The following is a 24,169-nucleotide window of genomic DNA, read 5'->3' on the forward strand; positions in this document are numbered from 1 at the left end:
CTCTGTCTGTCTCTCCCCGTGTTGAGCCTGGGCAGCGCTCGGGGGTCCACCGTCCCCCGCCCATCGATGTCAGACCGGGCACCTACTATGCCTGGTATCCGCGGGGACTTGTGGAGCGGGTAGGGTACCTGGACCTTCAGGGGCCCTATGTGGTGCTGGAACAGCAGTGAGTTGTGAGTAAAACGGGGGGATGGAGTGATGGCTTCCGGAACGCGGACACGGTCCCGTGACCGGTCGCGGACGAGGGGCTCCGGGACGTCCGGGCAGGCGTCCGCGCAGCCGCCGTCCGCGGCGGGCACACCATCCCAGGGGCCGGGCGGACTTCATCTCAGGACGCGCCGCGGACAGGCCGGGGCATTCCGGTTGCAACGCCTCGTCCTGCTGGAGATCGCGGCGGCCGTCCTCCTCGTCGGCTGGGCGACCGACCCCATGGCGATGGTGCCCGCGGGAGTCGTCGCCGTGGCACTCGTGCTGCTCGCCTTCGTCCGCCGGCGCGGCCGCTCCCTGCCCGAATGGCTGGGCACCGCGCGGGCGTTGCGCGCACGTCAGAAGCGCGCCGCCGACACGGAGACACCACCGGGCACGGAGCCCGGCCTCGCACCGGCCCTGGAGTGCGACCCGACCCTGCGGACGTATGCGTACGGCGGCCGGGACCGGCGTCCCATCGGGCTGATCGGGGACGGCACCTTCGTGACCGCCGTCGTGCAGGTCGAGTCCGATGCCACCGCGCTGCGGGCCGACCGGAACAGACAGCCGCTGCCGCTCGCACTGGTGCGGGACGCGCTCGAGGTGGACGGCATCCGGCTGGAGTCGGCGCAGCTCGTGCTGCACACCCAGCCCGCACCCGCGCTGCACCTGCCCCAGCACTCCGTGGCCGTCACCAACTACGCGCCGTTGCAGGAGCAGACCGGCGCCCCGGCGGTGCGCATCACCTGGATCGCGCTGAAGCTCGACCCCGAGCAGTGCCTTGAGGCCGTGGCCGCGCGGGGCGGGGGACTCACCGGAGCGCAGAAGTGCGTCGTGCGTGTCGCCGACCACCTCGCGAGCCGGCTCACCGGCGCCGGCTTCCGCTCGACGATCCTCAGCGAGGAGGAGCTGACCGCGGCGCTCGCCACCTCCGCCTGCGCGAACCCGCTGGTGACGGCGGAGGCCGGAAGGACCGAAACACGGGAACGCCGGACCGAGGAGTCCGGCCGGAGCTGGCGCTGCGACAACCGCAGACACACGACGTACTGGATCCGCCGCTGGCCCCAACTGGGCGGCCGCGGCCCGTCGTTGCCGCAGTTGATCGCCCTGCTCACGGCCACCCCGGCACTCGCCACGACGTTCAGCCTCACCCTCGCGCGCGGGGAGCGCCAGGAGGTGTCGATGTCCGGGCACCTGCGGGTGACGGGACGGAGCGACGACGAACTGGTCGCGGCGCGGCGCGCGTTGGAGGGCGCCGCACGTCACACGGGCATGGCACTCACCCGCCTCGACCGCGAGCAGCTCCCGGGCGTGCTCGCCACGCTGCCCCTCGGAGGTGCCCGATGACCGCGATGACGATGCTGCGCAGCGGCCTCGGCCTGATCGGCCCGCGGCACGGACGGCATGTGCTGACCCCCGAGCAGGTGGACGCGCTCTCGCTGCCCACCGGTGACGACGGCGTCGTGATCGGCGTCGACTCCGAGGGCCAGCCCGCGGTGCTGGGCCTCAACCGGCCGACTCCGTACGACGTCGTCCTCATCGGCGGCCTGTGGACCGTGCAGGTCATCGCCCTGAGAGCGGCGGCGACCGGGGCGCGCGTCGCCGTGGAGACCGGCCGGCCGCAGGCCTGGATGCAGATGGTCCACGCCATGGGCGGCGGACAGAACGGCCTGGCGGTGTACGACGTGGGCCGCGTCCCGCCGCAGGGCGCCTCGGCGGGCACGCCCGTGCTCGTGGTGCGGGACTGCGGCATGCGTCCGCCGCGCGGGCGGGTCGTGTCCGGGCCCTGGCAGTCGGTGCTGACCCTGCTGCCGTACCTCAGTCCCGTCGCCCCGCGGCTCATCCGGCAGGCGCGGCTCGTCGGTGTGCAGCGGATCTCGCCGGACGAAGCGACGGAGCTGGGCCGCGCCATGGCGCTCCCCCGGGCCGACGTCGACTCCCTGCCCACGCTCGCCGACGGCCTCACGCTGTGGTGCGGCGACCGCGACCGGCAGTATGTGATGACACAACCCACGGACCCCGAGATCGGATTGTTGGGTACACCGCGCCGAATGGACTGAACTGGCGGACCACTGACCGGCTTTGGACGGTTGAGCCCGTTTCACCCCCATCTCCCGATGAACATCTGCACCGCTATCACCCGTTTTCAAGCGACGAGTTGGTGGGCAGGCGACCGGTTCCGGGCGTCATGTGGCGCGCTGGACGGACGCGGAGAGGTGGACGGGCCTGCCGTGAGGTTGCTTGTGGTGATTAGGCTGGGACCGGGCGCCGCGTCAGGGCCCGTGGCTGGGCCGTCAGCGCTTCGGAGGGGGCGGGCCGGGCGGATCCGATCGGTTCGGACCGTTCCCAGGCTTTCGACGGACCGGCCCCGTACGACACGAACGGTCGCCCCGGCACGGCATGAGGGTGCTCGACCACACCAGGAGGAATTGTGAGCAGCGATCGGGACGGGATCCGCGGGGGCTGGGCCACGCCCGGCGACGACCAGCCCGACGACGAGTCCGCCATCGAGATGACGGGCGAGTTCACGATCGACTACGCGCCGCCGGCCTGGTACACGCAGAACTCGACCGGCGCCTCGGGCGCGTCCGGGCAGGCCTCGCCGCCGCCGACTCCGGCCAGCGGTACGGCGGTGCCACCACCTCCGGTCGGACCGGCGTTCCCGGTACCGGCGCCGCCGGACAACTCCGGTTTCCAGACCGGCTGGGCACCTTCGGCGGCGGTTCCGCCTGTGGGGCCGCCCGCGGTTCCCGAGGAGGAGGACGCCGACAGCGGCGACCTCGTCAGCGGGGCGACGATGCGGATCTCTTCGGCCGCGTTGAAGCGGGAGATCGCTGAGCGGGGTGGGGTCGCGGAGGGTTCGCCGGAGCAGGGCGATGAGGAGACTCCGGCGGCTTCGGTTCCGGATTCGGCTCAGGCTCCGCTCCCCGCCCCGGCCCCGGCCCCGGCCCCGGCCGACGTTCCCGTGGATGACGCCGAAGGCTCGGATGCCGGTGACGGTAACCGTGACGCGGAACTCGGTTCCGGGGAGCGGGAGTTCGAGGGTGAGGTGCCTGGCGACGACAGTCACGCCGAGGGCATCACAGACCCCGACGCCGCCGAAGTGAGCGCTCAGGACGAGGACAGGGCGGTCACCGCCCCGGGCACGGACACGAACACGGACGCAGCCCCGGACACGGACACGAACACGGCTGCCGACGAGAGCGACGACGACGCTTCCGCCGCCTCCGTGACACACCCCGACGCCGAGCCCACCACTGACGCCCCCGTCGACACACCCGCTGACGCAGAGGCCGAGCCGAGCAACATCGACGCCTCGCCGTCCGCACCGGAGAAGGACTCCACAAACCCGACCGATCCGATCGACCCCGTCGACCCCGCCGACCCGACCGACCAGGCGGACCCCGCCGACCCGACGGACCCGGCGGACCCGACCGCCCCGGTCACAGACTCCACCGCCGACGCAGCGGACGTCCCGCCCACCTGGACTCCCCCGCCGGCCCCGCAGACCGGTATCCCGCCGCTGCCGCCCTCCTACCAGCCCGCCGCCCCGGCCCCGGCCGACCAGTGGCCAGCGCAGCCCCACCCGCAGGCTCAGGCCCCGGCTCAACCCCCGGTCCAGCCGCAGCCGTTGGACGCAGCCGCGCCCCAGCAGCCCCCCGTACCGCAGCCGCCCGTACCGCAGCAGCCCGTCCAGGCCCCGGCCCAGCCTCCGCTGCCGCCGCAGCAGCAGCAGCCCCCGTTCCAGCCGCAGCCCCCGCAGCCGGCCCCGGCAGCCTGGGACGCGCCGCCGCCGGCCCCGCAGGTCCCGGCCCCCGCACCGAACCAGCAGGGCGGCTACGGCTTCCCCCAGCCCCCCGCGCCGAACCAACAAGACGGCTACGGCTTCCCGCAACCGCCCGCACCCCCCACCCCGAACCAGCAGGGCGCGTACGGCTTCCCGCAGCCCCCCGCTCCCCCCACCCCGAACCAGCAGGGCGCGTACGGCTTCCCGCAGCCCCCCGCTCCCCCCACCCCGAACCAGCAGGGCGCGTACGGCTTCCCCCAACCCCCCACACACCAGAGCCCGCCCAACCCCAGCCCCACTCCCAACCCCACCCCGCAGAGCGGCTACGGCTTCCCCCGCCCCGCCGCTCCCGAAGCAGGCCCCGAGGCCACCCGGCCCAGCCCCCCGCAGGCAGGCCCCGCCAACGCACTCCCCCCGCAGGCCCCCGCCCCCCAGGCGCCCCACCCCAACCTGCCCCCGCAGGCCCCCCATGCGCAGCCCCAACCCCAGTCCCCGCCCCCACCGCACGCCCAACAGCCCACCCCCCACCAGCCCCACCCCCAATCACCGCCCCCGGTCGACCCCCGCACCGGCACCGCCTGGCCCCAGCCCATCCAGCACGACCAGCGGCAGCCGACCAACCCCGCTGCCGCTCCGCTGGGTTACACCGCCGCCGTGGAGCTGTCGTCGGACCGGCTGCTGCACAACAAGAAGCAGAAGGCGAAGAGCGGGCGGCCCGGAGCCGCGCCGTCGCGGTTCAAGATCGGCGGGAAGAAGGAAGAGGCCGAGCGGCAGCGGAAGTTGGAGCTGATCCGGACGCCGGTGCTGTCGTGCTACCGGATCGCGGTGATCAGCCTCAAGGGCGGTGTCGGCAAGACCACGACCACCACCGCGCTGGGCTCGACCCTCGCCACCGAGCGTCAGGACAAGATCCTCGCGATCGACGCCAACCCGGACGCCGGCACCCTCGGCCGCCGCGTGCGGCGCGAGACCGGGGCCACCATCCGTGACCTCGTCCAGGCGATCCCGTACCTCAACTCCTATATGGACATCCGCCGGTTCACGTCCCAGGCGGCGTCCGGGCTCGAGATCATCGCCAACGACGTCGACCCGGCCGTGTCGACGACGTTCAACGACGAGGACTACCGGCGCGCGATCGACGTGCTGGGCAAGCAGTACCCGATCATTCTCACCGACTCCGGCACGGGTCTGCTGTACAGCGCGATGCGCGGTGTGCTCGACCTCGCCGACCAGCTCATCATCATCTCGACGCCGTCCGTGGACGGTGCGAGCAGTGCGAGCACGACGCTGGACTGGCTGTCGGCGCACGGGTATGCCGACCTCGTCTCCCGTTCGCTCACGGTCATCTCCGGGGTCCGCGAGACCGGCAAGATGATCAAGGTGGAGGACATCGTCAGCCACTTCGAGACGCGCTGCCGGGGTGTCGTGGTCGTGCCGTTCGACGAGCATCTCGCCGCCGGTGCGGAGGTCGACCTCGACATGATGCGGCCGAAGGTACGGGAGTCGTACTTCAACCTCGCGGCCCTGGTCGCCGAGGACTTCGTCCGCCACCAGCAGATGCACGGCCTGTGGACGAACGACGGCAACCCGCCCCCGGTCCTGGCCCCGCCGATGCCCGGCCAGCAGGGCTACCCGGGATACCCAGGTCAGCAGGGGCAACCCTCCTACCCGGGCCAGCAGCCGTACCCGGGCCAGCAGGCCCCCGGCCAACCCGGCCCCTACCCCCAGCAGCAACAGCAACAACCGCCCCAACCTCACCAACCGCAGGCGCAGCCGCAGCCGCAGCCGCAGCAGCCCCCGCACCCCGGTCAGCTCTACGGCCAGCAGCCCTACCCCCCGCAGAGCCCGCCCCCGGCCCAGCAGCCCGCCCCGCCCTACCCGCAGCACCCGGGTCAGCAGCCCCCGCCGCCGTACCCGCAGCACCCGGGCCACGGCCAGCCCCCGCAGGCCCCTCAGCAGGACGGTGAGCAGGCGCCGCCTCCCCCGCCGCCCGCGCCCCCGCAGCAGTAGGCGCACGCGAAGGGCGGCCGGTGCCACCAGGCACCGGCCGCCCTTCGTCGTCGTAGAAACGCCAACAGGAACAGCGACAAGAACGAGGCCAGTTACCCGGCGTCCGACTCGTCGGACTCGTCGGTCTCATCGGCCGCGTCCGCCGAGATCAGTTCTCGGCAGCGCTTCACGTCCTGGGCCATCTGTTCCAGCAGGCCCTCCAGCGAGTCGAACTTCGCCTGGCCGCGCACGAAGGCGAGGAAGTCGACGGCGACATGGAGGCCGTACAGATCGAGGCCGACCCGGTCGATCGCGTACGCCTCGACCGTGCGCTCGGTACCGTCGAACTGCGGGTTCGTGCCGACGGAGATCGCGGCCGGCATGGCCTCTCCGCCGACGTGCAGATAACCGGCGTAGACGCCGTCCGCCGGGATCGCCGTGTGGGGCAGGGTCTCGACGTTGGCCGTCGGGAAGCCCAGTTCGCGGCCGCGCTGGGCGCCGCGGACCACGACGCCCTCGACCCGGTGCGGGCGGCCGAGGATCTCGCGGGCGCCCTCGACGTCACCCTCGGCGACCAGCCGCCTGGTCAGTGTGGAGGAGAAGGGCTCGCCGCCGCCCGCCGCACCGCTCACGTAAAGATCCACCACCTCTACCTCGAAGTCGTATGTCTTGCCCTGCTCGGTCAGGAAGGCCACATTGCCCGCGGCCTTGTGGCCGAAGCGGAAGTTGGGGCCCTCGACGACCGCCTTCGCGTGCAGCTTGTCCACCAGCACCTTGACCACGAAGTCGGCCGGGGACAGCTTGGAGAACTCCTTGGTGAACGGCAGGATCAGCGCCGCGTCGACCCCCAGCTCGGCCATCAGTTCGGCACGGCGGTGGTGCGGGGCGAGCAGCGGCGGGTGGCTGCCGGGGCGCACGACCTCGCTGGGGTGCGGGTCGAAGGTGACGACGACCGAGGGAATGCCCAGCTCACGGGCGCGCTCCACGGCATGCCGGATGATCAGCTGGTGTCCGCGGTGGACCCCGTCATAAGAACCGATGGTGACGACACTGCGCCCCCAGTCCTCAGGGATGTCCTCCAAGCCACGCCAGCGCTGCACTGTGACCGCTCCTCATCGAACCCGTGTCCGTATGTAGACCTGTGTCGTTGACCTCTTACGCAGGTCTAAGGGTGCCATGCCGGGGGCTTCCGCCCCGCATCGGCATGGAGGCTGTGACCGGGCGCACGTACAAAGGCCGCTATGCCGGAACGCCCACCCCGGCCAGGTTCTCGATCATGCGCCGCGTGCTGGGTCCGACGACCGCCGCCCAGTCCTCCGGGGTGTCGGCCAGCCAGCGGGCCATCAGGGCGGCGAAACCGGGGACGTGCCGGCCCAGGTCGACCAGTCCGCGGTCGAAACGGGTCGCGCCGGCGGGGGTGCGGACGAGCAGCCGTCCGGTGCGGTGCACGAGGTCGCGGATCTCGTCGTCGTCGCGCCGCCCTGCCGTGTGCAGGAGTGCGTCGAGTACGGCGGGGTCGTGCTCGTGCGTGAGCAGGAACTCCAGGAGTTCGCGGCGCAGCGGGCGGGAGGCCGGGGCGCCGGGGGCCGCGAGCACGGGCGCGAGTGCGGTCCGCACCGGCGCGGGGCCGCCGTCGAGAAGGCCGGTGACCAGGGGGTGGAGGATCGCGCGGGCGGCGGGGCCGTGGTCGAGGCAGCGGTCGACGTAGAGGCCGAGGTGCGCGGCCGTCTCCGGCCACCGTACGGCGGTCTCGCGGACCAAGGCGGCGGCCCGGCTGACGAGGGACGGGGTCGCCACGTCGGCGAGCGTGCGGACCGCCTCGCTCGCGTCCGGTCCGTGCAGCCGGGCGCGGAAGGCCTCCAGGACCGGTTCGGGGTGTGTGGTGAGCGCGGCGGCCAGGGCGCTCGGCGGGAACTGGGGGTCGCCGGACGCGAAGTGCCGTAGCGCCTGAGGGAGATGGCGGGCGCGGGTGTGCGGGTCGCGGACGAGGAGGGCGAGGGCGCCGCCGTGCAGGGTGGAGTCGGCGGGGCGCCCGAGGAGGAACTCGGCCGCGTAGCGCAGGAGTTCACGGTCCGCCTCGGTCCGTACGTGCGGGGCGGCCCGCAGTCCGTACGCCACCGCCGCCACCCGCCGTGCCGGCCGCTCGTCGTGCGCCCACCGGTCCACCGCCCGGCACACGGCCGACGGCTCCTCCTCGGCCAGCACGCCGAGAAGCTCATCGGCCCGCCCGTGCGCACACCCGACGAGCACCTCCGTCAACTCGTCCAGCCCCCGCCGCCGATGCGTGTGCAGGAGGGCCTGCGCGGCCGTCGCCACGGTCGCCTCCGGCGTCGCGGGCAACGGCCGTTCGTCGTCGAACCACCGGGCCAGGAGCGGTTGTACGACGGCGGGGTCGGCGGCGAGCAACTCGGCGGCGGTGTCCAGGAATCGGGGCGCGGCGGGGGTGTCCTGCGGGGCGCCGTCGGCGAGCACGAGCCGGCGCAGCAGCTCGAACCGCTGGGAGTGCGGGAGGTGCAGGGCGGCCCAGAAGCGCGGCTCGAACTCACCCGGTACGGCGATGTGTTGCCGCCTCCGCATGACCAACTGGTCGGCCAGCGGGCGCAATACGGTGTCGTACGGCGTTGCGTCCGGGACCCTGAGGAGCACCTCGGCGAGCAGGTGCGCGGCCCACCAGGAGTCCGGGTCGGCGTCCAGGGCTGTCGTCAACTCCTCCAGCTTCACGGCCAGTTCGGGGGCGCCGTGTTGGCGGGCGAGGAGCAGCAGGGCCTGTACGACGGGGCCGATGCGGTGGTGCGGTACGGGGAGGGGGTGCCCTGTTCCTGCCGTGCGAGGGCGGTGGACCAGGGCCCGGAGGGCTTCGTCCAGGTCCAGGTGAGTGCCCTGGATCCAGTCCGCCAACTCCTCGTGGGCGAAGCGGTATCCGGTTCCGGCGGGCACGAGGAGCCCTTCGGTGAGCACGGCTGACGCCCACCCGGTGCCACCGCCGAGCCGTGCGGGCGCGGGGCCCCACGGGAACACCGCCTCGAACGACTCCCGGTCCAACTCCCCCTGCCCCGGCCCGAGACTGCGCCGCGCGGCCTCGTGCACCTGGCCGGACACCTTGGCGGCGAGGCGTCGTACGGAGGTGCCGCGCAGCCCGTTCTCCGCGGCCAGCCGGACCGCGATCCGGAGGCACATGAGGTCGAGGTAGACGGAGAACACGTCGTCCCGGTCGAGCTGGGTGTCGGGGGCGGCGGGCAGCGCGGCGAGCACCTCGGAGAGGAGCCGGAGGGTCAGCGGATGCCGGGCGTCGGCGCCGGTGAGGACGCCCTCCGGAATGCCGTACGCCTCGCGCGCCCGACGGGCCTCCTCCGGCCGCAGGTCCCCCAACTGAACGCAGGCCGGGAGCACCGCCCTGGGGGCTGCGCCCCCAGACCCCCCTTCGGCCTGAACGGCCTCGTCCTCAAACGCCGGACGGGCTGAGATATGCGGACCCGGGTCGCCGGGTGCGGGCCTGCCGAAGTGACCCGGACCGGGGGCGTCTTCGGGGGCGTGCGCGCCGACCTGAACCGAAGCCACCCCGCCAAACCCAGCCGCATCCCGACCCGACCCCGACCCCGACCCCGACCCGCCAACCCCAGCCGCCCCGGAACCACCCCCGCCGTACAACAACTCCCCCGAAAACCCCGCCCCTTCCCAGTACTCCACCCGGCACCCCACCACCAACCGCGCCCCCGTCCCCCGCAGCCACTCCCCCGTCCCCTCGGTCCACTCGCTCAGCCGGTGAGCCAGCACCGGCGGCATCTCCTCAGGCCCGTCGAGCAGGAGCAGCAACGGCCGGCCGGCGTCGCGGGCCACCCGCGCCAGTCGTTCGGGGGCTACGTCGCCCAGGTCGCCGGAAGCCCCCGGCAACGAGTCGGAGGCCGCGACGATCCGTGCCGCCCGGTCCACCGCCCTGCGGACCGCGTCCGCCACCGACGTGTCGTCGTCCCGCAGATCGGCGCCGCGCAGCCACAGGGTGGGGGCCGGTTCCGCGCCGCCGTTGCGCCGGGCGGCGAGCGCCGCGAGTTCCGTCGTACGGCCGCTGCCTGGTGGTCCGACGAGGCCGAGGACGGCGGCCGGGCTGTCGAGGAACGCGGCGAACTCCCGCGCCAGGGCGGGGCGTTCGACCGGGTCCACCGCACGTGCCGGGCCTACGAAGCCCGCGAGTGCTCCCGGTGGGCCGTCCGAGCCGACCGATGTGGCCGTCAGTTCCAGGACGCCCGCCAGGTTGAGGTCGGCGCCGTAGGCAGGGACAGTCGCCGCGTTGCGCGCCAGGAGGTCGTCCAGCGGGTCCTGGGCGGCGTCCAACATGCCCTCGGTCGAACGGAGTTGGCGTAGTGGTACCGCGAAACCCGTGTCCCGTTGGCCGGATTGCAGGGCGGTGCCCAGGATGCCGACCACCGCGCCGGTCGCCGCGTCCAGGACCGGGCCCCCGGCCGCTCCCCCGCCCAGCCGCAGCGCGTCCCGGCCCGCCGTGCCGATCGCCAACTCCAGGGCGTCGTCCAGGAGATGGAAGCGGTCGGTGGCCGTGTAGGTGACGGAGGTCGCGCCCAGGACGCGGGCCTCGCGCCAGCAGCCCGCGGCGATACGTACGTACGCGCCGGTCTCCACGCGTTCCCGGACGGTGACGGGGAGCGGGTCGACGCCCAGGCCCTCCGTGCGGACGAGGGCGAGATCGAGGGCGGGCAGCGGGGTCACCGCGTCGGCGGTCACCAGGCAGGTGCGGTCGCCGGCGGCGTGCAGGAGGAGGCGGGGCAGTCCGTCGACCGCCTCGTGGCTGGTGATGACCGTGCCGTGGTGGTCGGCGACGAAGCCGGTGCCGCGCGGGCGTCCGGCGAGGTCCCGGATGCGTACCAGGGACGCGTCGGTGAGGGCGGTGCTGGAGGCAGCGTCCGTCGCGTCATCGGCAGCGGGCGTGGACGCGGCGGCCTTCCCGTGCCCGAAGACGGCGTCCGTCGCGTCGCCGACAGCCGACGCGACGCCCCGCGTCGACCTCTCCCCGCGCGTGTTTTCCCGCGTCCGACGAGCGGCGCCCGTCCGCGGGCCACGTCCCGCCATAGTCGAACCTCCCGCCGTACCCGTGCCCTGTGTTCGACGGTAGGCGTGGCGTGATCAGCGGGACAGATCGCGTGGTGAACGCGCCCCCTTCCGCTCCCTCGGTTCACTCCGAGCGCCTGCCCGGACGGGTGAATAGAGGCGGAGGGTTGGATACACCCTAGGGGTGGGGGAACCGAAGGGGGACCGTGGAGCGGCGGGAACGTAGACCCCGTGACCGCCGCTCCACGGGCGGGAGTTGAGATCCCGCCCGTGGCCCGGCTCCGTATCCGACTCCGTATCCGGCGCCGAGGCCGACTCCGTACTCGACGACTTCCTCGGCTGTCCCCGGAGGGACCGTCAGGCGAAGACCGCGAGGCTCTTCGCCTTGCCCTTCTGTTCCTCCACGAGCGCCAGGAAGCGGCCCTCGGGATCGAAGACGCCGACCGCGCCGACGCCCGTGTACTCCTCGGGAATCTCCAGCCGTACGCCGTTGAGCAGCAGCTTCGCCCGCCGGGTGTCGACGGACCAGCGCGGGAACGCGGCCTCGGCCGCCTCCGCGATCGGCATCACCGTCAGCTCCTCCTGGAGCTGCTCCAGGGTCTTCGCCGTGTCCAGCTTGTACGGGCCGACGCGGGTACGGCGGAGGGCCGTGAGGTGGCCGCCGACGCCCAGGTCCGCGCCCAGGTCGCGGGCCAGGGCCCGGATGTACGTGCCGGACGAGCAGACCACCGAGACCACCAGGTCCAGGACGGGGGTGCCGTCCTCGGCGACAGCGTCGCGGACGTCGTAGACCGTGAAGGAGGAGATGGTGACGGGACGGGCGGGGATCTCGAAGTCCTCGCCGTCACGGGCCCGCTTGTACGAGCGGACGCCGTCGATCTTGATGGCGCTGACCTTGGACGGGACCTGCATGATCTCGCCGCTGAGCTTGGCGATCCCGGCGTCGACGGCGTCCCGGGTGACCTTCGAGGCGTCTGACGACCCCGTGATCTCGCCCTCCGCGTCGTCGGTCAGGGTGCTCTGGCCCAGGCGGATCGTGCCCAGGTACTCCTTCTCCGTGAGGGCGAGGTGTCCGAGGAGCTTGGTCGCCTTCTCCACTCCCAGGACGAGTACGCCCGTGGCCATGGGGTCGAGCGTTCCCGCGTGGCCGACGCGGCGGGTGCGGGCGATGCCCCGCATCTTGGCGACGACGTCGTGCGAGGTGAAGCCCGACGGCTTGTCCACGATGACAAGGCCGTCGGGCGTCCGGGTTTTCTCGGTCATTCGGCGGTGTCGTCCTCGTCGTCCTCGCCGGGCTTCTTGTACGGGTCCGCGTCGCCCGCGTAGGCGGCGCCGGCCGATACCTCGCGGACCTTCTCGTCGGACTGCCGTGCCTTGTCGAGGAGGTCCTCGATGGTCTTGGCGGTGTCCGGGAGGGCGTCCGCGACGAAGGTGAGGGTCGGGGTGAACTTCACGCCGGCCGCCGCGCCGACCGCGGAGCGCAGGACGCCCCGGGCGCTCTCGAGGCCCGCCGCCGCCTCGGCTCGCGCCTCGTCGTCGCCGTAGACCGTGTAGAAGACGGTCGCCTCCCGGAGGTCACCCGTGACGCGGGTGTCCGTGATGGTGACGTGGGTGCCGAGCCGGGGGTCCTTGATGCCGCGCTGCAGCTTCTGGGCCACCACCTCTCGGATGAGGTCCGCCAGCCTCTTGGCACGCGCGTTGTCGGCCACTGGTCCGTCTCCTTAGTAACTACGTCGTGCTGCAACTACGTCTTGCCGCTTGCTTCAGTCTTCGTCGCTGTGGAGTCTGCGTCGAACGGAGAGCAGTTCCACCTCGGGCCGCGCGGCGACGAGTCGCTCGCAGCGGTCCAGTACGTCGGTGAGGTGTCCCGTGTCCCCGGAGACCACCGCGAGCCCGATCTCGGCCCTGCGATGGAGGTCCTGACTGCCCGTCTCGGCCGCGCTCACCGCGTACTTGCGCTGGAGTTCGGCCACGATCGGGCGGACGAGAGAGCGTTTCTCCTTCAGCGAGTGGACGTCGCCGAGGAGCAGATCGAAGGACAGAGTCCCCACATACATGTGTGTCCGGATGTCCCGCCGGTTCGGGGTATGGGCGCCGGTCTCGGACGCCGATACAGGAACCGTACACGCAACGGCCGGGGCCGATCGACGGAAATACTCTCCGCCGACCGGCCCCGATCGCGTGCTGTGACGATCAGCCGCGAGGCTTCTCGCGCATCTCGTACGTCGCGATGACGTCGTCGACCTTGATGTCGTTGAAGTTGCCGAGGTTGATACCGCCCTCGAACCCTTCGCGGATCTCGGTGACGTCGTCCTTGAAGCGACGCAGACCGGAGATGGTGAGGCTCTCCGCGATGACCTTGCCGTCGCGGACGAGGCGCGCCTTGGTGTTGCGCTTGACCTCGCCCGAGCGGACCAGGACACCGGCGATGTTGCCCAGCTTGGACGACTTGAAGACCTCGCGGATCTCCGCCGTGCCGAGCTCGACCTCCTCGTACTCCGGCTTGAGCATGCCCTTGAGCGCTGCTTCGATCTCCTCGATGGCCTGGTAGATCACCGAGTAGTACCGGACGTCGACGCCCTCGCGCTCCGCCATCTGCGCCGCGCGGCCCGCAGCGCGGACGTTGAAGCCGATGACGATCGCGTCGGAGCCGGTCGCCAGGTCGATGTCCGACTCGGTGACCGCACCCACGCCGCGGTGCAGGACGCGGATGTCGACCTCGTCGCCGACGTCGAGCTGGAGCAGCGAGGACTCGAGAGCCTCCACCGAACCGGACGCGTCGCCCTTGATGATGAGGTTGAGTTCCTGCACCAGACCGGCCTTGAGGGCCTCGTCCAGGTTCTCCAGGGAGAACCGGACTCCGCGCCGGGCGAAGTTGGCGTTGCGCTCGCGCGCCGCGCGCTTCTCGGCGATCTGACGTGCCGTGCGGTCCTCGTCGACGACGAGGAAGTTGTCGCCGGCGCCCGGGACGTTGGTGAGACCCAGGACCAGGACGGGGGTCGACGGACCCGCTTCCTCGAGGTTGTTGCCGTTGTCGTCGAGCATCGCCCGGACACGGCCGTACGCGTCGCCGACCACCATCGTGTCGCCGATGCGCAGCGTGCCGCGCTGGACCAGGACCGTCGAGACGGCACCACGGCCACGGTCGAGGTGGGACTCGATCGCGATGCCCTGCGCGTCCTGCTCCGGGTTGGCCCGCAGGTCGAGCGAGGCGTCCGCGGTCAGGACCACGGCCTCGAGCAGGGAGTCGATGTTCAGACCCTGCTTGGCGGAGATGTCGACGAACATGGTGTCGCCGCCGTACTCCTCGGCCACCAGACCGAACTCGGTGAGCTGACCGCGCACCTTGGTCGGGTCGGCGCCCTCGACGTCGATCTTGTTGACCGCGACCACGATCGGCACGTCGGCCGCCTTGGCGTGGTTCAACGCCTCGATCGTCTGGGGCATCACACCGTCGTTGGCCGCCACCACGAGGATCGCGATGTCGGTCGACTTGGCACCGCGGGCACGCATGGCGGTGAACGCCTCGTGACCCGGGGTGTCGATGAAGGTGATCTTGCGCTCTTCACCGTTGACCTCGGTGGCCACCTGGTACGCGCCGATGTGCTGCGTGATACCGCCGGCCTCGCCCGCGACGACGTTCGTCTTGCGGATGGTGTCGAGGAGTCGGGTCTTACCGTGGTCGACGTGACCCATGACGGTCACGACCGGCGGACGCGCGACGAGGAACTCCTCGCCACCCTCGTCCTCGCCGAACTCGATGTCGAAGGACTCGAGCAGCTCGCGGTCCTCCTCCTCGGGGCTGACGATCTCGAGGACGAAGTTCATCTCGTCCGCGAGGAGCTTCAGCGTCTCGTCGGAGACGGACTGCGTGGCAGTGACCATCTCGCCGAGGTTCATCATCACGCCGACGAGCGACGCCGGGTTGGCGTTGATCTTCTCGGCGAAGTCGGTGAGCGAGGCACCGCGCGACAGACGGACGGACTGTCCGTTGCCACGAGGCAGCATCACACCGCCGACCGACGGGGCCTGCATGGCCTCGTACTCTTGGCGCCTCTGCCGCTTCGACTTGCGACCGCGACGCGCGGGACCACCGGGACGGCCGAAGGCGCCCTGTGTGCCACCGCGGCCACCCGGACCACCGGGACGGCCACCGAAGCCGGGACGGCCACCGCCGCCGGCGGGAGCACCCGGACGGCCGGCGAAACCGCCGCCACCGCCACCGGGACCCGCGGGACGACCGGCGAAACCGCCACCGCCGCCACCCGGACGACCGGCGAAGCCGCCGCCGCCACCGGGACGACCGCCGCCGCCACCCGGACCGCCCGGACGACCGCCGCCGCCACCGGGACCACGGCCACCGGGGCCGCCACCGGGACGGGGGCTACCCGCAGCGGGACGCTGCGGCATCATGCCGGGGTTCGGACGGTTGCCACCGGGGCCACCGCCGGGACGCGGAGCGCCGCCCTGCGGGCGGGGCATGCCACCCGGGGTCGGACGCGCGCCGCCCGGAGCGCCGGGACGTGCACCGCCCGCGGCACCCTGGGGACGGGGACCGCCCTGACCGGCACCCTGCGGACGCGGGGCGCCGCCGGGAGCACCGCCCGGGCGGTCCTGACCGCCGGGACGCGGGGCACCGGGACGAGGCGCACCGGGGCGCGCCATGCCGGTGGAGCCGCCGGAGGTGAACGGGTTGTTGCCCGGACGGGGACCGGCCGGACGAGCACCGGGACGCGCGCCCTGGCCACCCGGACGGGGTGCGCCGGGACGGTCGCCGCGGTCACTGCGCTCGGGACGGTCGCCACGACCCTGACCACCCTGGCCGGGACCGGCCGGACGGGCAGCGCCCGGACGGGGGGCCTGGCTCGCCGGACGCGGGGCGCCCGGACGCGGGGCGGAGCCGCCGTTGGAGGCGGGGGCGGCGGGTGCCGCCGGAGCCGCCGGAGGGGCGGTGAACTCGGGCGCGGTGGGCGCCGGCGAGGCCGGAGCCGGACGCGGCGCGGGGCGCGGACCCGGACGGGGACCACCCGTGGAGGCCGGAGCGGCCGGGGCGGCGGGAGCCGCGGGGGCGCTCTCGGCGACGGCCGGCTTCGGGGCCGGCGGGCGCGGGGCGGCCGGACCCGGACGGGCGGCCTGCGCGGAAGAGGGGGCCGCCGGACGAGCCGGGGCAGCCTTGCGTGCGGGGGCGGGCTTGCCGCCTCCGTTGCCCTGCTGGAGGGCGTCTGTCAGCTTGCGTACAACGGGCGCCTCGATCGTCGAGGACGCCGAACGGACGAATTCACCGAGTTCTTGGAGCTTGGCCATGACGACCTTGCTCTCCACCCCGAACTCCTTGGCGAGTTCGTATACCCGGACCTTAGCCACTTCGCTCCTTTTAGGTCCGGGTGCGTCCGGACCGTCGCTACTTCATGGGCGTACTCATCGCGTGCTCATCGAGTGCTCATCGCAATCTCGACCTACTTCCAACTCGCGGAATACCGGGCCGCACGGAGGTTCCGTACGACTCGCTCTTACGGTGTTGCCTGCTCGACGTAGAGGCGCAACGCCTTTGTGTCGAGCGCTCCCTGGGCACGCAGCGCCCGTGGGAACGCCCGGCGGCGGACCGCCAGGTCCAGACAGACCAGGGCGGGATGCAGATACGCACCCCGGCCGGGCAGCGTACCGCGATCATCGGGGACGCATTCGCCCTCGATCGCCACGGTGCGCAGCAAGTCCTTCTTGGCCGCTCGCTCCCGGCACCCCACACAGGTGCGCTCAGGGCATGCGCGGGCTCGCGTCCGGCCAGACACTGCTAAGTCTACCTCCCCGCACCGACCTCACCCCTTTGGGGCAAGAATCGAACGGCTGTTGTCGTGATCTGAGCCACTGGAGGCCGAGATCTATTCCCCTGGCTGGTCGGACGGCTGTTCGGTGTCCGGGCGGATGTCGATCCGCCAGCCGGTCAGGCGGGCGGCGAGCCGGGCATTCTGGCCTTCCTTGCCGATCGCGAGCGACAGCTGGTAGTCCGGCACCGTCACGCGCGCGGAGCGGGCCGCGAGGTCGACGACCTCGACGCGGGAGACCCGCGCCGGGGACAGCGCGTTGGCCACCATGTCGGCCGGGTCGTCCGACCAGTCGACGATGTCGATCTTCTCGCCGTTCAGCTCGCCCATGACCGCGCGCACCCGGCCGCCCATGGGGCCGATGCAGGCGCCCTTGGCGTTCAGACCGCTGCGGGTGGAGCGGACCGCGATCTTCGTGCGGTGGCCGGCCTCGCGCGCGATGGCGGCGATCTCCACCGAACCGTCGGCGATCTCCGGCACCTCCATGGCGAACAGCTTCTTCACCAGGTTGGGATGCGTGCGGGACAGCGTCACGGACGGACCGCGCACACCCTTCGCCACCCGGACGACGTACGACCTCAGGCGCATGCCGTGCGGGTACGTCTCGCCGGGGACCTGCTCCTGCACCGGCAGGATGGCCTCCAGCTTGCCGATGTCGACGAGCACGTTCTTCGGGTCGCGGCCCTGCTGGACCACTCCGGTGACGATGTCGCCCTCGCGGCCCGCGTACTCGCCGAGCGTCGCGTCGTCCTCGGCGTCGCGCAGCCGCTGCAGGATGACCTGCTTGGCGGTGGTGGCGGCGATACGGCCGAAGTCGGACGGGGTGTCGTCGAACTCGCGCGCCTCCTGCCCCTCCTCCAGGTCCTCGGGGTCCTCCTTCGCCCACACCGTCACGTGGCCGGTCTCCCGGTTGAGCTCCACGCGCGCGTGGCGGCGGCTTCCCTCGGTGCGGTGGTAGGCGATGAGGAGGGCCGACTCGATCGCCTCGACCAACAGGCTGAAGGAGATCTCCTTCTCCCGCACCAAGCCCCGCAGGGCACTCATGTCGATGTCCACGGCTACGCCTCCTCTGCGTTCTCTTCGTTGTCTTCGGTGTCTTGGATGTCGTCGTTCTTGTTCTTGCGGTTGAACTCGACCTGGACGCGGGCCTTGACGACATCGGCGAGGGCGAGCCGCTTGGCGGTGGGCTTGCGCCCCTTCACGCCGGGCACCTCGACGTCGATGCCGTCGTCGTCCACCTCGATGATCCGCGCGATCAGCTCACCGCTCTCGGCCAGCTGGAACTTCACCAGCCGGTCGGTGGCGCGCACGTAGTGACGGTGTTCGGTGAGCTCGCGCTCCGCACCGGGGGTCCCGACCTCGAGGGTGTACTCCCCCGCGCCCATCGCGTCGGTCTCGTCGAGCTTCGCCGAGAGCGCGCGGCTGACATCCGCGATCTGGTCCAGATCGGCGCCCGAGTCGGAGTCGACGACCACGCGCAGCACCCGCTTGCGTCCGACCGAGTCCACCGCGACCTCTTCGAGATCGAGTCCCTGGGAGCTGACGAGCGGTTCCAGCAGTTCTCGCAGCCTCTCGCTCTGGGTCGTGCTCATCCGGGTGACTCCTCGGCCGCGTGTGCTGTTGTGGGTAGGGCGCGTGTCTGCACAAAGGGTATCCGGTCGCGGGGTGTGTTGCCGTCCACGCGTGCCTCCGGCGGCGGAGCGGGACGCCGTTGAGCTCGGGTGGTCGTCGTGGTCGGGCGGGTGCGGGTCCGTGGGGGCTCGTCGCGCCCACGCGGCGGAGCCGCACATCGACACAGCCCCGCGCCCCTTGGGCAGGCGCACGAGCCGGTGACATACGTCGGGGGCGTCCGCGGGTACCGTGATCACGGGCGCGCTGCCCTTGCCGTCATTCCGTTCGTACGAGCCCCCCGAGGACGTCTGCCGTGCCGTTCCCCTCACCTCCGCGCACCCTCGCCGGGCCGCGCAGAAGGAGCCTGCTCGTCTCGGCCGCCGGGGCCGCCCTCCTGACGGGCTGTTCCTCCGGCGCCGACGACTCCGGGACCACGGGCGGCAGCGAGTCCGCCGCCGAGCACGCACGCGCGCGTGCGGCGTCCGACAGCGAGACCCTCCTGCGCCACTACGACACGGTCCTCGCCGCCTACCCGACCCTGGCACCCCGCCTGGACCCGCTGCGCGCGGAGGTCGTACGGCACACGACCGCCTTCGGCGGCACAGGCTCCACCCCCTCCGCCACGACCACGGCATCGCCGTCGACCACGGCTTCCCCTACGGCCGCCCCCGCGACCGAGGGCGACGCCCTCGCCGGACTCGCGGCGGCCGAGCGGAGTCTCGCCGACCGGCGGGCCAAGGCGCTGCTCGACCTGCCCGGTGAACTGGCCCGCCTGCTGGCCTCGGTGGCCGCCGCCGGAGCCGCCCACGCGTATCTGCTGACGGAGAGTGCCCAGTGAGCGAGGAGAAGGCCGCGGAACTGACCGCGGTACAGGCGGCCCTGGCCGCGGAACACGCGGCGGTGTACGGCTACGGCGTCGTCGGCGGCCGCATCCGCGAGGGCCGCCGCCAGGAGGCGAAGACGGCCTACGACGCCCACCGCGCCCGGCGCGACGCGCTCGTCCGCGAGGTGCGGGGCCTGGGCGGCACCCCGGTGGCCGCGTCCGCCGGGTACGCGCTGCCGTTCCCGGTGCCGGACTCGGCGGCGGCCGTACAGCTCGCCGCGGAGCTGGAGGACCGGGTGGCCGGGGTCTACTCCGACCTCGTGCGGGCGGCGACGGGCGGGCTGCGCGGTACGGCCGCGGAGGCGCTGCGCGAAGCGGCGGTGCGGGCGGTGCGCTGGCGCGGCGGGAGCGTACCCTTCCCTGGTCTCGCCGAGCGGGCCGCGACACCCACGGCCCCGGTGACACCCACGGCGTGATCCGCACGGGGACGCAGGACGGCAGTACCGCAGGAAGGGAACTACTCGCGCATGGCTTTCGAACCGCCGCAGCGTCTGGTGAGGGCGCTCGGTGAGACGGCACCGAGCGGTGACGACTGGTTGGAGAAGCTGCCCGAGGTGGCCCAAGAGGCCGTCGATCTACGCGAGTTGACCGTCGAACGCGTGCAGGTGCCGGGTGGGCGCAGCAGTCTGGTCGTGCTGGTGCGGCGGGCCGACGGCACCCCGGCGGTGCTGAAGCTGGCCCCCGGCCGGGCCCGTCCCGAGAGTGAGCGGGCCGCGCTCGCGCGGTGGGGCGGGCTGGGGGCGGTGCAGCTCGTCGAGCCGTTCGCGGCGGAGGGTGTGCTGGTGCTGGAGCGGCTGCATCCCGATGTGTCGGTGCGGTCGCTGCCGGAGGCCAAGGCGTTGCTGGAGGCCGCGGGGACCTTGCGGCGGCTGTGGGTCGAGCCGCCCGGTGACCATGCGTTCGAGACCGTGGCCGAGCGGACGGGGCGGCAGGCTGTCGCCATGCGGGGTGCTGGGAGCGAGGTCTCCGCGCTGGTCTCCGCCGCGTTGGAGGCTCGTGAGTCGTTGTTGGTCGCGCCGCCCGAGGTGCGGTTGCTGCACGGGACGTTTCGGCAGAGCAAGGTGCTCGCGGCTGAGCGGATGCCCTGGCTTGCGGTGGGGCCGGATCCTGTGGTGGGTGAGTGTGCGTTCGATCTTGCTCGGTTGGTGCGGGACCGGGTGGAGGATCTGATCGCCACGCCGTCGGGGGCCGCTACAACTCGGCGGCGGGTCAAGCGACTTGCCGAGTCCTTGGATGTGGATCAGGAGCGGTTGCGGGGGTGGACGTTGTTCCGGGCCGTGGAGTCCGGGGTGCGGGCACTGCGCGTGGGGCGGCCTCGGGATGCCGAGTTGTTGCTGGAATTTGCCGGGTGGCTTTAGGTCGGTTTTTGGGTGCGCGTGTGTGGTGGCTGGGCGCGCAGTTCCCCGCGCCCCTGAAGGGGTGCTGCGGTGGGGCTTAGTTTCAGGGCCAGCACTGGGCAGTCCGATGCTGCTCTTCTGGCTCGTTTCATGGTTCGGGGTGGGATGGGGGAACCGTCCAGCAGGGGGTAGCCCCACTCGTCCAGGGTGATGTGGTCGGGGAGGAGTTCTGCGCAGAGGCCGTGGGCCTGGCAGGACGTCCAGTCGATGTCGAGCTGGTGGTGGTCCATGGATCAGTGGGCCTCGTTCGGGATCGGGAGCAAGGGGGTGGGGTCGCTCGCCGTGCACAATCCCCTTGCGTGGGCGTCGAGTTCGGGGGCGAACGTGGTCAGTGCGCTGCGGACCAGGCGGGCCGTGCCGTCGGGGTGGTGGCAGGCGCCCCGGCCCTCCACGAGACCCGCCCAACGGGCCACGTCCTGGCGGGTGTTGGCCTGGGGGCCGGGGGTGGCCAGGGCCTGGAAGGCGGCGGCTATGCGCGGGAGGCCGTTGAGGCAGGGCCCGCACTGGCCGACCGACTGGAGGGCCAAGTAGCGGAGGACCCGGGCGGTTTCGGCCACTCCGCAGCGGTCGGTGGGGAGTGCTGCGAGGACTCCTGCTCCCAAGTCGGTTGCGTCCAGGGTGCGTTGGGATGCTTCCGCGGCCGGGATCCAGGTGCCGTGGTAGCCGCCCACCAGGACCGCGGAGACTCCGCGCAGGGGGAGCAGTCGGTTCAGGGGGAGGCCGAACGGGGCTTCCACCACCCGGACTTCGCGGCCCGGCGCGTGCAGGGTGCAGAGCGTGCTGCCGGGCTGGGCGGGGGTGCCGGCGCTGCGGAACCAGTCGGCGCCGTAGCGGGCGATCAGGGCGAGGTGGGCCAGGGTCTCCACGTTCTGGACGAGGGTGGGGGCCTTGCGCACCCCGCGTTCGCGGACCGGCGGGCGCTGGTGGCGGGGCAGCGGGGCGTTGCCGGAGACGTACTGCGCGAGAGCCGACGCCTGGCCGGACAGGAAGCGCTTGGGCAGACGGACGATCCGCACGGGGAGCGGGTCATGGCGTTGGGCAAGGGCCGATTCCAGGTAGGAGGCGCCGTCCTCCACCGCCAGGTGCGCCTCCCCCGCACCCACCGCCCTGGCCGCCAACTGCAGCCCGTCCAGGACGAGATGGGGTGACAGGCGCAGGAGCGTCTTGTCCTTGCGGCTGGCCGGTTCGCCTTCCGCGCCGTTCGCCACGACCACCGGTACGCGGCCCGTACGGCGGCTCGCGTCGGCCACCGCGACCAGCTTGCGGTACGTCGGGAACGCGGCGCCTCCGCGGCCGGTGAGGCCGGACTCGGCGACCGTTCTCAGCAGGCCGTCGGGATCTCCGTACGCCACCGGGCCGTAGCGGAGTTCGTGGGTGGAGAGGTCGGCCGCGGTGCCGCCGGGGGCGAGGAGGCGGGGGGACATGTAGACGTCGGTGAAGGCCGTGCTCATGGTCATGTGCGGGCTCCTTCGGCGGTGCGGAGCAGGGCTGCGGGGGTGCGGCGGGAGGCGCGGGCGGAGTGGGCCAGGCGGATGCCGGAGGCGGCGACCACGGCGGCCACGCAGGAGCCGGTCAGCCAGGTCATCCAGTCGGTGCCGGTGTCCGTGCCGATGCCGATGCCGTGGATCAGGGCGACCGGCCAGGAGGCGTACGCGAGCCAGTGCAGCGCCCGCCAGGTGCGGTGTCCGATGCGTTCCCGGAGGAGGCTGGTGACCAGGACCGCGAGCAGCAGGTCGAGGGCGACCGTGCCGAGGCCGAGCCAGAGGGGTTCGTAGGCGGAGACGAACGGGACGACCGCGTCGAGGACGGTGATGTCGACGTAGCCGTCGATCACCGCCATCGCGATGTGCACGGCCAGGAACGCGCTCGCGGAGAGGGAGAGGCCGCGGTGCAGGGCGACCGTGCCGAAGCGGGGCAGGCCGGGGAGCCGCGTGCGCAGGCGGACCGCGATGCCGAGCAGGACCACGACCGTGAACAGGACGAGGCAGACCGCTCCGGTGGCGCGGTTGGCGTACCAGAGGATCTCGGAGCTCATGCGGCGACCGCCTGGTGGGTGGGCCAGCCCGGGGTCGTGACGACCGTGCCGTCCTGGGCGACCAGGCGCGCGGGGAGGCCCAGGCGGGTCAGCCAGCGCTCCGCGCCCGCCCCCTTGACCAGGGACGCGGTGCTCGCCGCGTTGGCGTCGGCGCTCGTCGCGGCGGCGACCGAGACCGTGCGCCAGGGGCTGCGGACGGGGAGGCCGGTGCGCGGGTCGACGATGTGGTGCAGCTCGTAGCCGTTCCGGCGCCAGCGACGGGCGGCGGTGCCCGAGGTGGCGAGACCGCCGGAGCGCAGGGCGACCGTGGCGTACGTACCGTGCGCGGGCGTCTCGTCGACGGAACCGGTGACGTCCTGCACGCGGATGTTCCAGCCGCCGACCGGGGGCTCCCCCGCGACGGCCGTGTCGCCGCCCAGGCTCACCAGGACGCCGCAGCCCGCCACTTGGGCGAGCATCGCCGCGGCCTTGTCGGCGGCCCACGCCTTCGCGGTGGCGCCGAGGTCCAGACGGACGCCGGCCGGGACGGTGACCGTGCCCGTCGCGGGGTCCAGGTCGATCGCGCGCCAGCCCGGGGCGCGCTTCACGGTGAGGCGGACCGGGCGGTCGTCCTCGCGGACGAGGGTGAAGTCGCGGTCGTAGCCGAGGGAGTTCATGGCCGAGCCGACCGTCGGGTCGACCGCGCCGTCCGTCGCCTCGGCGGCGCGCAGCGCGACCGCCAACGCCTCGGCGAGGAGCGGGCTGACGGTGACCGGGCGGCCCGACGAGGCTTCCAGGGCGGCCAGTTCGGAGTCGGTACGGAACCTGCTGCACGCCGCGTCGACCTCGGCGAGGTACCGGGCGAGGAGCAGGTTGCAGGAGTCCAGCAGGGCCGGGTCGGTGACGACCAGCCGGACGCCGGTCCCGAGGGCGCGCCAGTCGGCGGCGGCCGTCGTACGCAAGGTCGCTGTGCTCATCACGACGCTCCCGACGTGGAGTCGGTGGAGCCGCCGGAGGACGACGTCACGCCGGACGAGGACGAGGACGTGGACGTGGAGGATGAGGAGGACGTAGAGGTCGAACTGTCCGACGTGGACGAGGTGTTGGAGGAGGCGGACGGTGAAGGTGTCGAGGACGACGACGAGCTGCTCGTGCCGGTGCTGCTCGCCGCCGTGTCCGCTTCCGCGTCCGACTGCACCGTGCCGACCAGGGCGAAGGCCCCGGCCGCCGCGGCCAGCGTGATCGCCGCCGTGGCGGCCGCGATGCGCCGCTTTCCTCTGCGGACCGCCGTAGCGGCCCCACGCTCCTCGACTGTCATGACCGTTCCCCTCCGCAGTGACGCTCTGTCACGTCCTACGGTCGGGGACCAGCCTGAGAGAAGTCTGTGAGGCGCCCGTACGCCTCCCGAGAACTCTCTGAGAG

Annotated in this window: 20 protein-coding genes; 7 read left to right on the forward strand and 13 right to left on the reverse strand. The window is 72.7% G+C overall.

Annotated features, from left to right (window positions below):
* The first annotated feature begins 198 nt into the window (after nt 1-198).
* The 3 genes from eccE to OHT77_RS12545 all read left to right on the forward strand — a co-directional run bounded on the left by eccE (nt 199) and on the right by OHT77_RS12545 (nt 5,983).
* Nucleotides 199-1,533 (forward strand): type VII secretion protein EccE, encoded by a 1,335-nt coding sequence (gene eccE, locus OHT77_RS12535; protein ID WP_328828375.1) that lies wholly within the window; start codon nt 199-201, stop codon nt 1,531-1,533.
* Nucleotides 1,530-2,246 carry a hypothetical protein gene (locus OHT77_RS12540; protein ID WP_328828376.1) on the forward strand — a complete coding sequence of 239 codons (717 nt, stop codon included), beginning with the start codon at nt 1,530-1,532 and terminating at the stop codon, nt 2,244-2,246. Before eccE ends, OHT77_RS12540 begins: the two co-directional genes overlap by 4 nt.
* Nucleotides 2,247-2,617: 371 nt before the next feature.
* Nucleotides 2,618-5,983, forward strand: coding sequence for an SCO5717 family growth-regulating ATPase (locus OHT77_RS12545; RefSeq protein WP_328828377.1), 3,366 nt, complete (start codon nt 2,618-2,620; stop codon nt 5,981-5,983).
* Nucleotides 5,984-6,075: 92 nt separating this feature from the next.
* Here OHT77_RS12545 and OHT77_RS12550 read toward each other — a convergent pair whose 3' ends face one another.
* The 9 genes from OHT77_RS12550 to rimP form a co-directional block, all read right to left on the reverse strand.
* Nucleotides 6,076-7,062: a bifunctional riboflavin kinase/FAD synthetase gene (locus OHT77_RS12550; RefSeq protein ID WP_328828378.1), complete on the reverse strand. Its 987-nt coding sequence runs from the start codon at nt 7,060-7,062 to the stop codon at nt 6,076-6,078.
* Nucleotides 7,063-7,201: 139 nt separating this feature from the next.
* A complete protein-coding gene (locus OHT77_RS12555; protein WP_328828379.1) occupies nt 7,202-11,041 on the reverse strand; it encodes a trypsin-like peptidase domain-containing protein in 3,840 nt (1,279 codons plus the stop codon).
* A 336-nt stretch (nt 11,042-11,377) separates the two neighbouring features.
* Complete coding sequence (truB, locus tag OHT77_RS12560; protein WP_328828381.1) at nt 11,378-12,283, reverse strand: tRNA pseudouridine(55) synthase TruB; 906 nt, start codon at nt 12,281-12,283, stop codon at nt 11,378-11,380.
* Nucleotides 12,280-12,729 (reverse strand): 30S ribosome-binding factor RbfA, encoded by a 450-nt coding sequence (rbfA, locus tag OHT77_RS12565; RefSeq protein ID WP_328828382.1) that lies wholly within the window; start codon nt 12,727-12,729, stop codon nt 12,280-12,282. The genes truB and rbfA overlap by 4 nt, the downstream gene beginning before the upstream one ends.
* A 54-nt stretch (nt 12,730-12,783) precedes the next feature.
* Nucleotides 12,784-13,077, reverse strand: coding sequence for a DUF503 domain-containing protein (locus OHT77_RS12570; RefSeq protein WP_019064765.1), 294 nt, complete (start codon nt 13,075-13,077; stop codon nt 12,784-12,786).
* Nucleotides 13,078-13,213: 136 nt separating this feature from the next.
* The gene (gene infB / locus OHT77_RS12575) at nt 13,214-16,384 is read right to left on the reverse strand and encodes a translation initiation factor IF-2 (RefSeq protein ID WP_328828384.1); all 3,171 of its coding nucleotides are present in this window, start codon (nt 16,382-16,384) and stop codon (nt 13,214-13,216) included.
* A gap of 146 nt (nt 16,385-16,530) precedes the next feature.
* Nucleotides 16,531-16,809, reverse strand: a complete 279-nt coding sequence (locus OHT77_RS12580) for a YlxR family protein (protein ID WP_266773092.1) — start codon at nt 16,807-16,809, stop codon at nt 16,531-16,533.
* A 90-nt stretch (nt 16,810-16,899) separates the two neighbouring features.
* Nucleotides 16,900-17,898 (reverse strand): transcription termination factor NusA, encoded by a 999-nt coding sequence (gene nusA / locus OHT77_RS12585; RefSeq protein WP_266773091.1) that lies wholly within the window; start codon nt 17,896-17,898, stop codon nt 16,900-16,902.
* A 2-nt stretch (nt 17,899-17,900) separates the two neighbouring features.
* Nucleotides 17,901-18,434, reverse strand: a complete 534-nt coding sequence (gene rimP, locus OHT77_RS12590) for a ribosome maturation factor RimP (protein WP_328828386.1) — start codon at nt 18,432-18,434, stop codon at nt 17,901-17,903.
* Between the two features lie 332 nt (nt 18,435-18,766).
* Here rimP and OHT77_RS12595 point away from each other — a divergent pair, with 332 nt between their 5' ends.
* From OHT77_RS12595 to OHT77_RS12605, 3 genes are read left to right on the forward strand one after another with little or no spacing between them, the layout of a single operon-like run.
* A complete protein-coding gene (locus OHT77_RS12595; protein ID WP_328828387.1) occupies nt 18,767-19,291 on the forward strand; it encodes a hypothetical protein in 525 nt (174 codons plus the stop codon).
* Complete coding sequence (locus OHT77_RS12600; protein ID WP_328828388.1) at nt 19,288-19,752, forward strand: ferritin-like domain-containing protein; 465 nt, start codon at nt 19,288-19,290, stop codon at nt 19,750-19,752. The genes OHT77_RS12595 and OHT77_RS12600 overlap by 4 nt, the downstream gene beginning before the upstream one ends.
* 51 nt (nt 19,753-19,803) lie before the next feature.
* A complete protein-coding gene (locus OHT77_RS12605; RefSeq protein ID WP_328828389.1) occupies nt 19,804-20,694 on the forward strand; it encodes an aminoglycoside phosphotransferase family protein in 891 nt (296 codons plus the stop codon).
* On the opposite strand, the gene OHT77_RS12610 is transcribed toward OHT77_RS12605, so the two are convergent.
* The 4 genes from OHT77_RS12610 to OHT77_RS12625 are packed head-to-tail and all read right to left on the reverse strand — an operon-like array spanning nt 20,691 to nt 23,724.
* Nucleotides 20,691-20,963 (reverse strand): ferredoxin, encoded by a 273-nt coding sequence (locus OHT77_RS12610; protein ID WP_328828391.1) that lies wholly within the window; start codon nt 20,961-20,963, stop codon nt 20,691-20,693. The genes OHT77_RS12605 and OHT77_RS12610 overlap by 4 nt on opposite strands.
* A 3-nt stretch (nt 20,964-20,966) precedes the next feature.
* Nucleotides 20,967-22,190 carry an NADH-ubiquinone oxidoreductase-F iron-sulfur binding region domain-containing protein gene (locus OHT77_RS12615; RefSeq protein WP_328828392.1) on the reverse strand — a complete coding sequence of 408 codons (1,224 nt, stop codon included), beginning with the start codon at nt 22,188-22,190 and terminating at the stop codon, nt 20,967-20,969.
* Nucleotides 22,187-22,768, reverse strand: coding sequence for a ferric reductase-like transmembrane domain-containing protein (locus OHT77_RS12620; protein ID WP_328828393.1), 582 nt, complete (start codon nt 22,766-22,768; stop codon nt 22,187-22,189). Before OHT77_RS12620 ends, OHT77_RS12615 begins: the two co-directional genes overlap by 4 nt.
* Entirely contained in the window at nt 22,765-23,724 is a 960-nt protein-coding gene (locus OHT77_RS12625) for an FAD:protein FMN transferase (RefSeq protein WP_328828394.1), read from the reverse strand. Before OHT77_RS12625 ends, OHT77_RS12620 begins: the two co-directional genes overlap by 4 nt.
* A gap of 15 nt (nt 23,725-23,739) precedes the next feature.
* On the opposite strand from OHT77_RS12625, the gene OHT77_RS12630 reads away from it, so the two are divergent.
* On the forward strand, nt 23,740-24,135 hold the full coding sequence (locus OHT77_RS12630) for a hypothetical protein (protein ID WP_328828398.1): 396 nt from the start codon (nt 23,740-23,742) through the stop codon (nt 24,133-24,135).
* Nucleotides 24,136-24,169: the final 34 nt, after the last annotated feature.

The sequence above is a fragment of the Streptomyces sp. NBC_00252 genome (genome assembly GCF_036187565.1).
GTDB lineage: Bacteria > Actinomycetota > Actinomycetes > Streptomycetales > Streptomycetaceae > Streptomyces.

Bases quoted from the DNA above. Each gene is read 5' to 3' on its own strand.
- eccE (WP_328828375.1), top strand. From the start codon at position 199: ATGGCTTCCGGAACGCGGACACGGTCCCGTGACCGGTCGCGGACGAGG.
- OHT77_RS12540 (WP_328828376.1), top strand. From the start codon at position 1,530: ATGACCGCGATGACGATGCTGCGCAGCGGCCTCGGCCTGATCGGCCCG.
- OHT77_RS12555 (WP_328828379.1), bottom strand. From the start codon at position 11,041: ATGGCGGGACGTGGCCCGCGGACGGGCGCCGCTCGTCGGACGCGGGAA.
- truB (WP_328828381.1), bottom strand. From the start codon at position 12,283: ATGACCGAGAAAACCCGGACGCCCGACGGCCTTGTCATCGTGGACAAG.
- OHT77_RS12570 (WP_019064765.1), bottom strand. From the start codon at position 13,077: ATGTATGTGGGGACTCTGTCCTTCGATCTGCTCCTCGGCGACGTCCAC.
- rimP (WP_328828386.1), bottom strand. From the start codon at position 18,434: ATGAGCACGACCCAGAGCGAGAGGCTGCGAGAACTGCTGGAACCGCTC.
- OHT77_RS12605 (WP_328828389.1), top strand. From the start codon at position 19,804: ATGGCTTTCGAACCGCCGCAGCGTCTGGTGAGGGCGCTCGGTGAGACG.
- OHT77_RS12610 (WP_328828391.1), bottom strand. From the start codon at position 20,963: ATGGACCACCACCAGCTCGACATCGACTGGACGTCCTGCCAGGCCCAC.
- OHT77_RS12615 (WP_328828392.1), bottom strand. From the start codon at position 22,190: ATGACCATGAGCACGGCCTTCACCGACGTCTACATGTCCCCCCGCCTC.
- OHT77_RS12620 (WP_328828393.1), bottom strand. From the start codon at position 22,768: ATGAGCTCCGAGATCCTCTGGTACGCCAACCGCGCCACCGGAGCGGTC.
- OHT77_RS12625 (WP_328828394.1), bottom strand. From the start codon at position 23,724: ATGAGCACAGCGACCTTGCGTACGACGGCCGCCGCCGACTGGCGCGCC.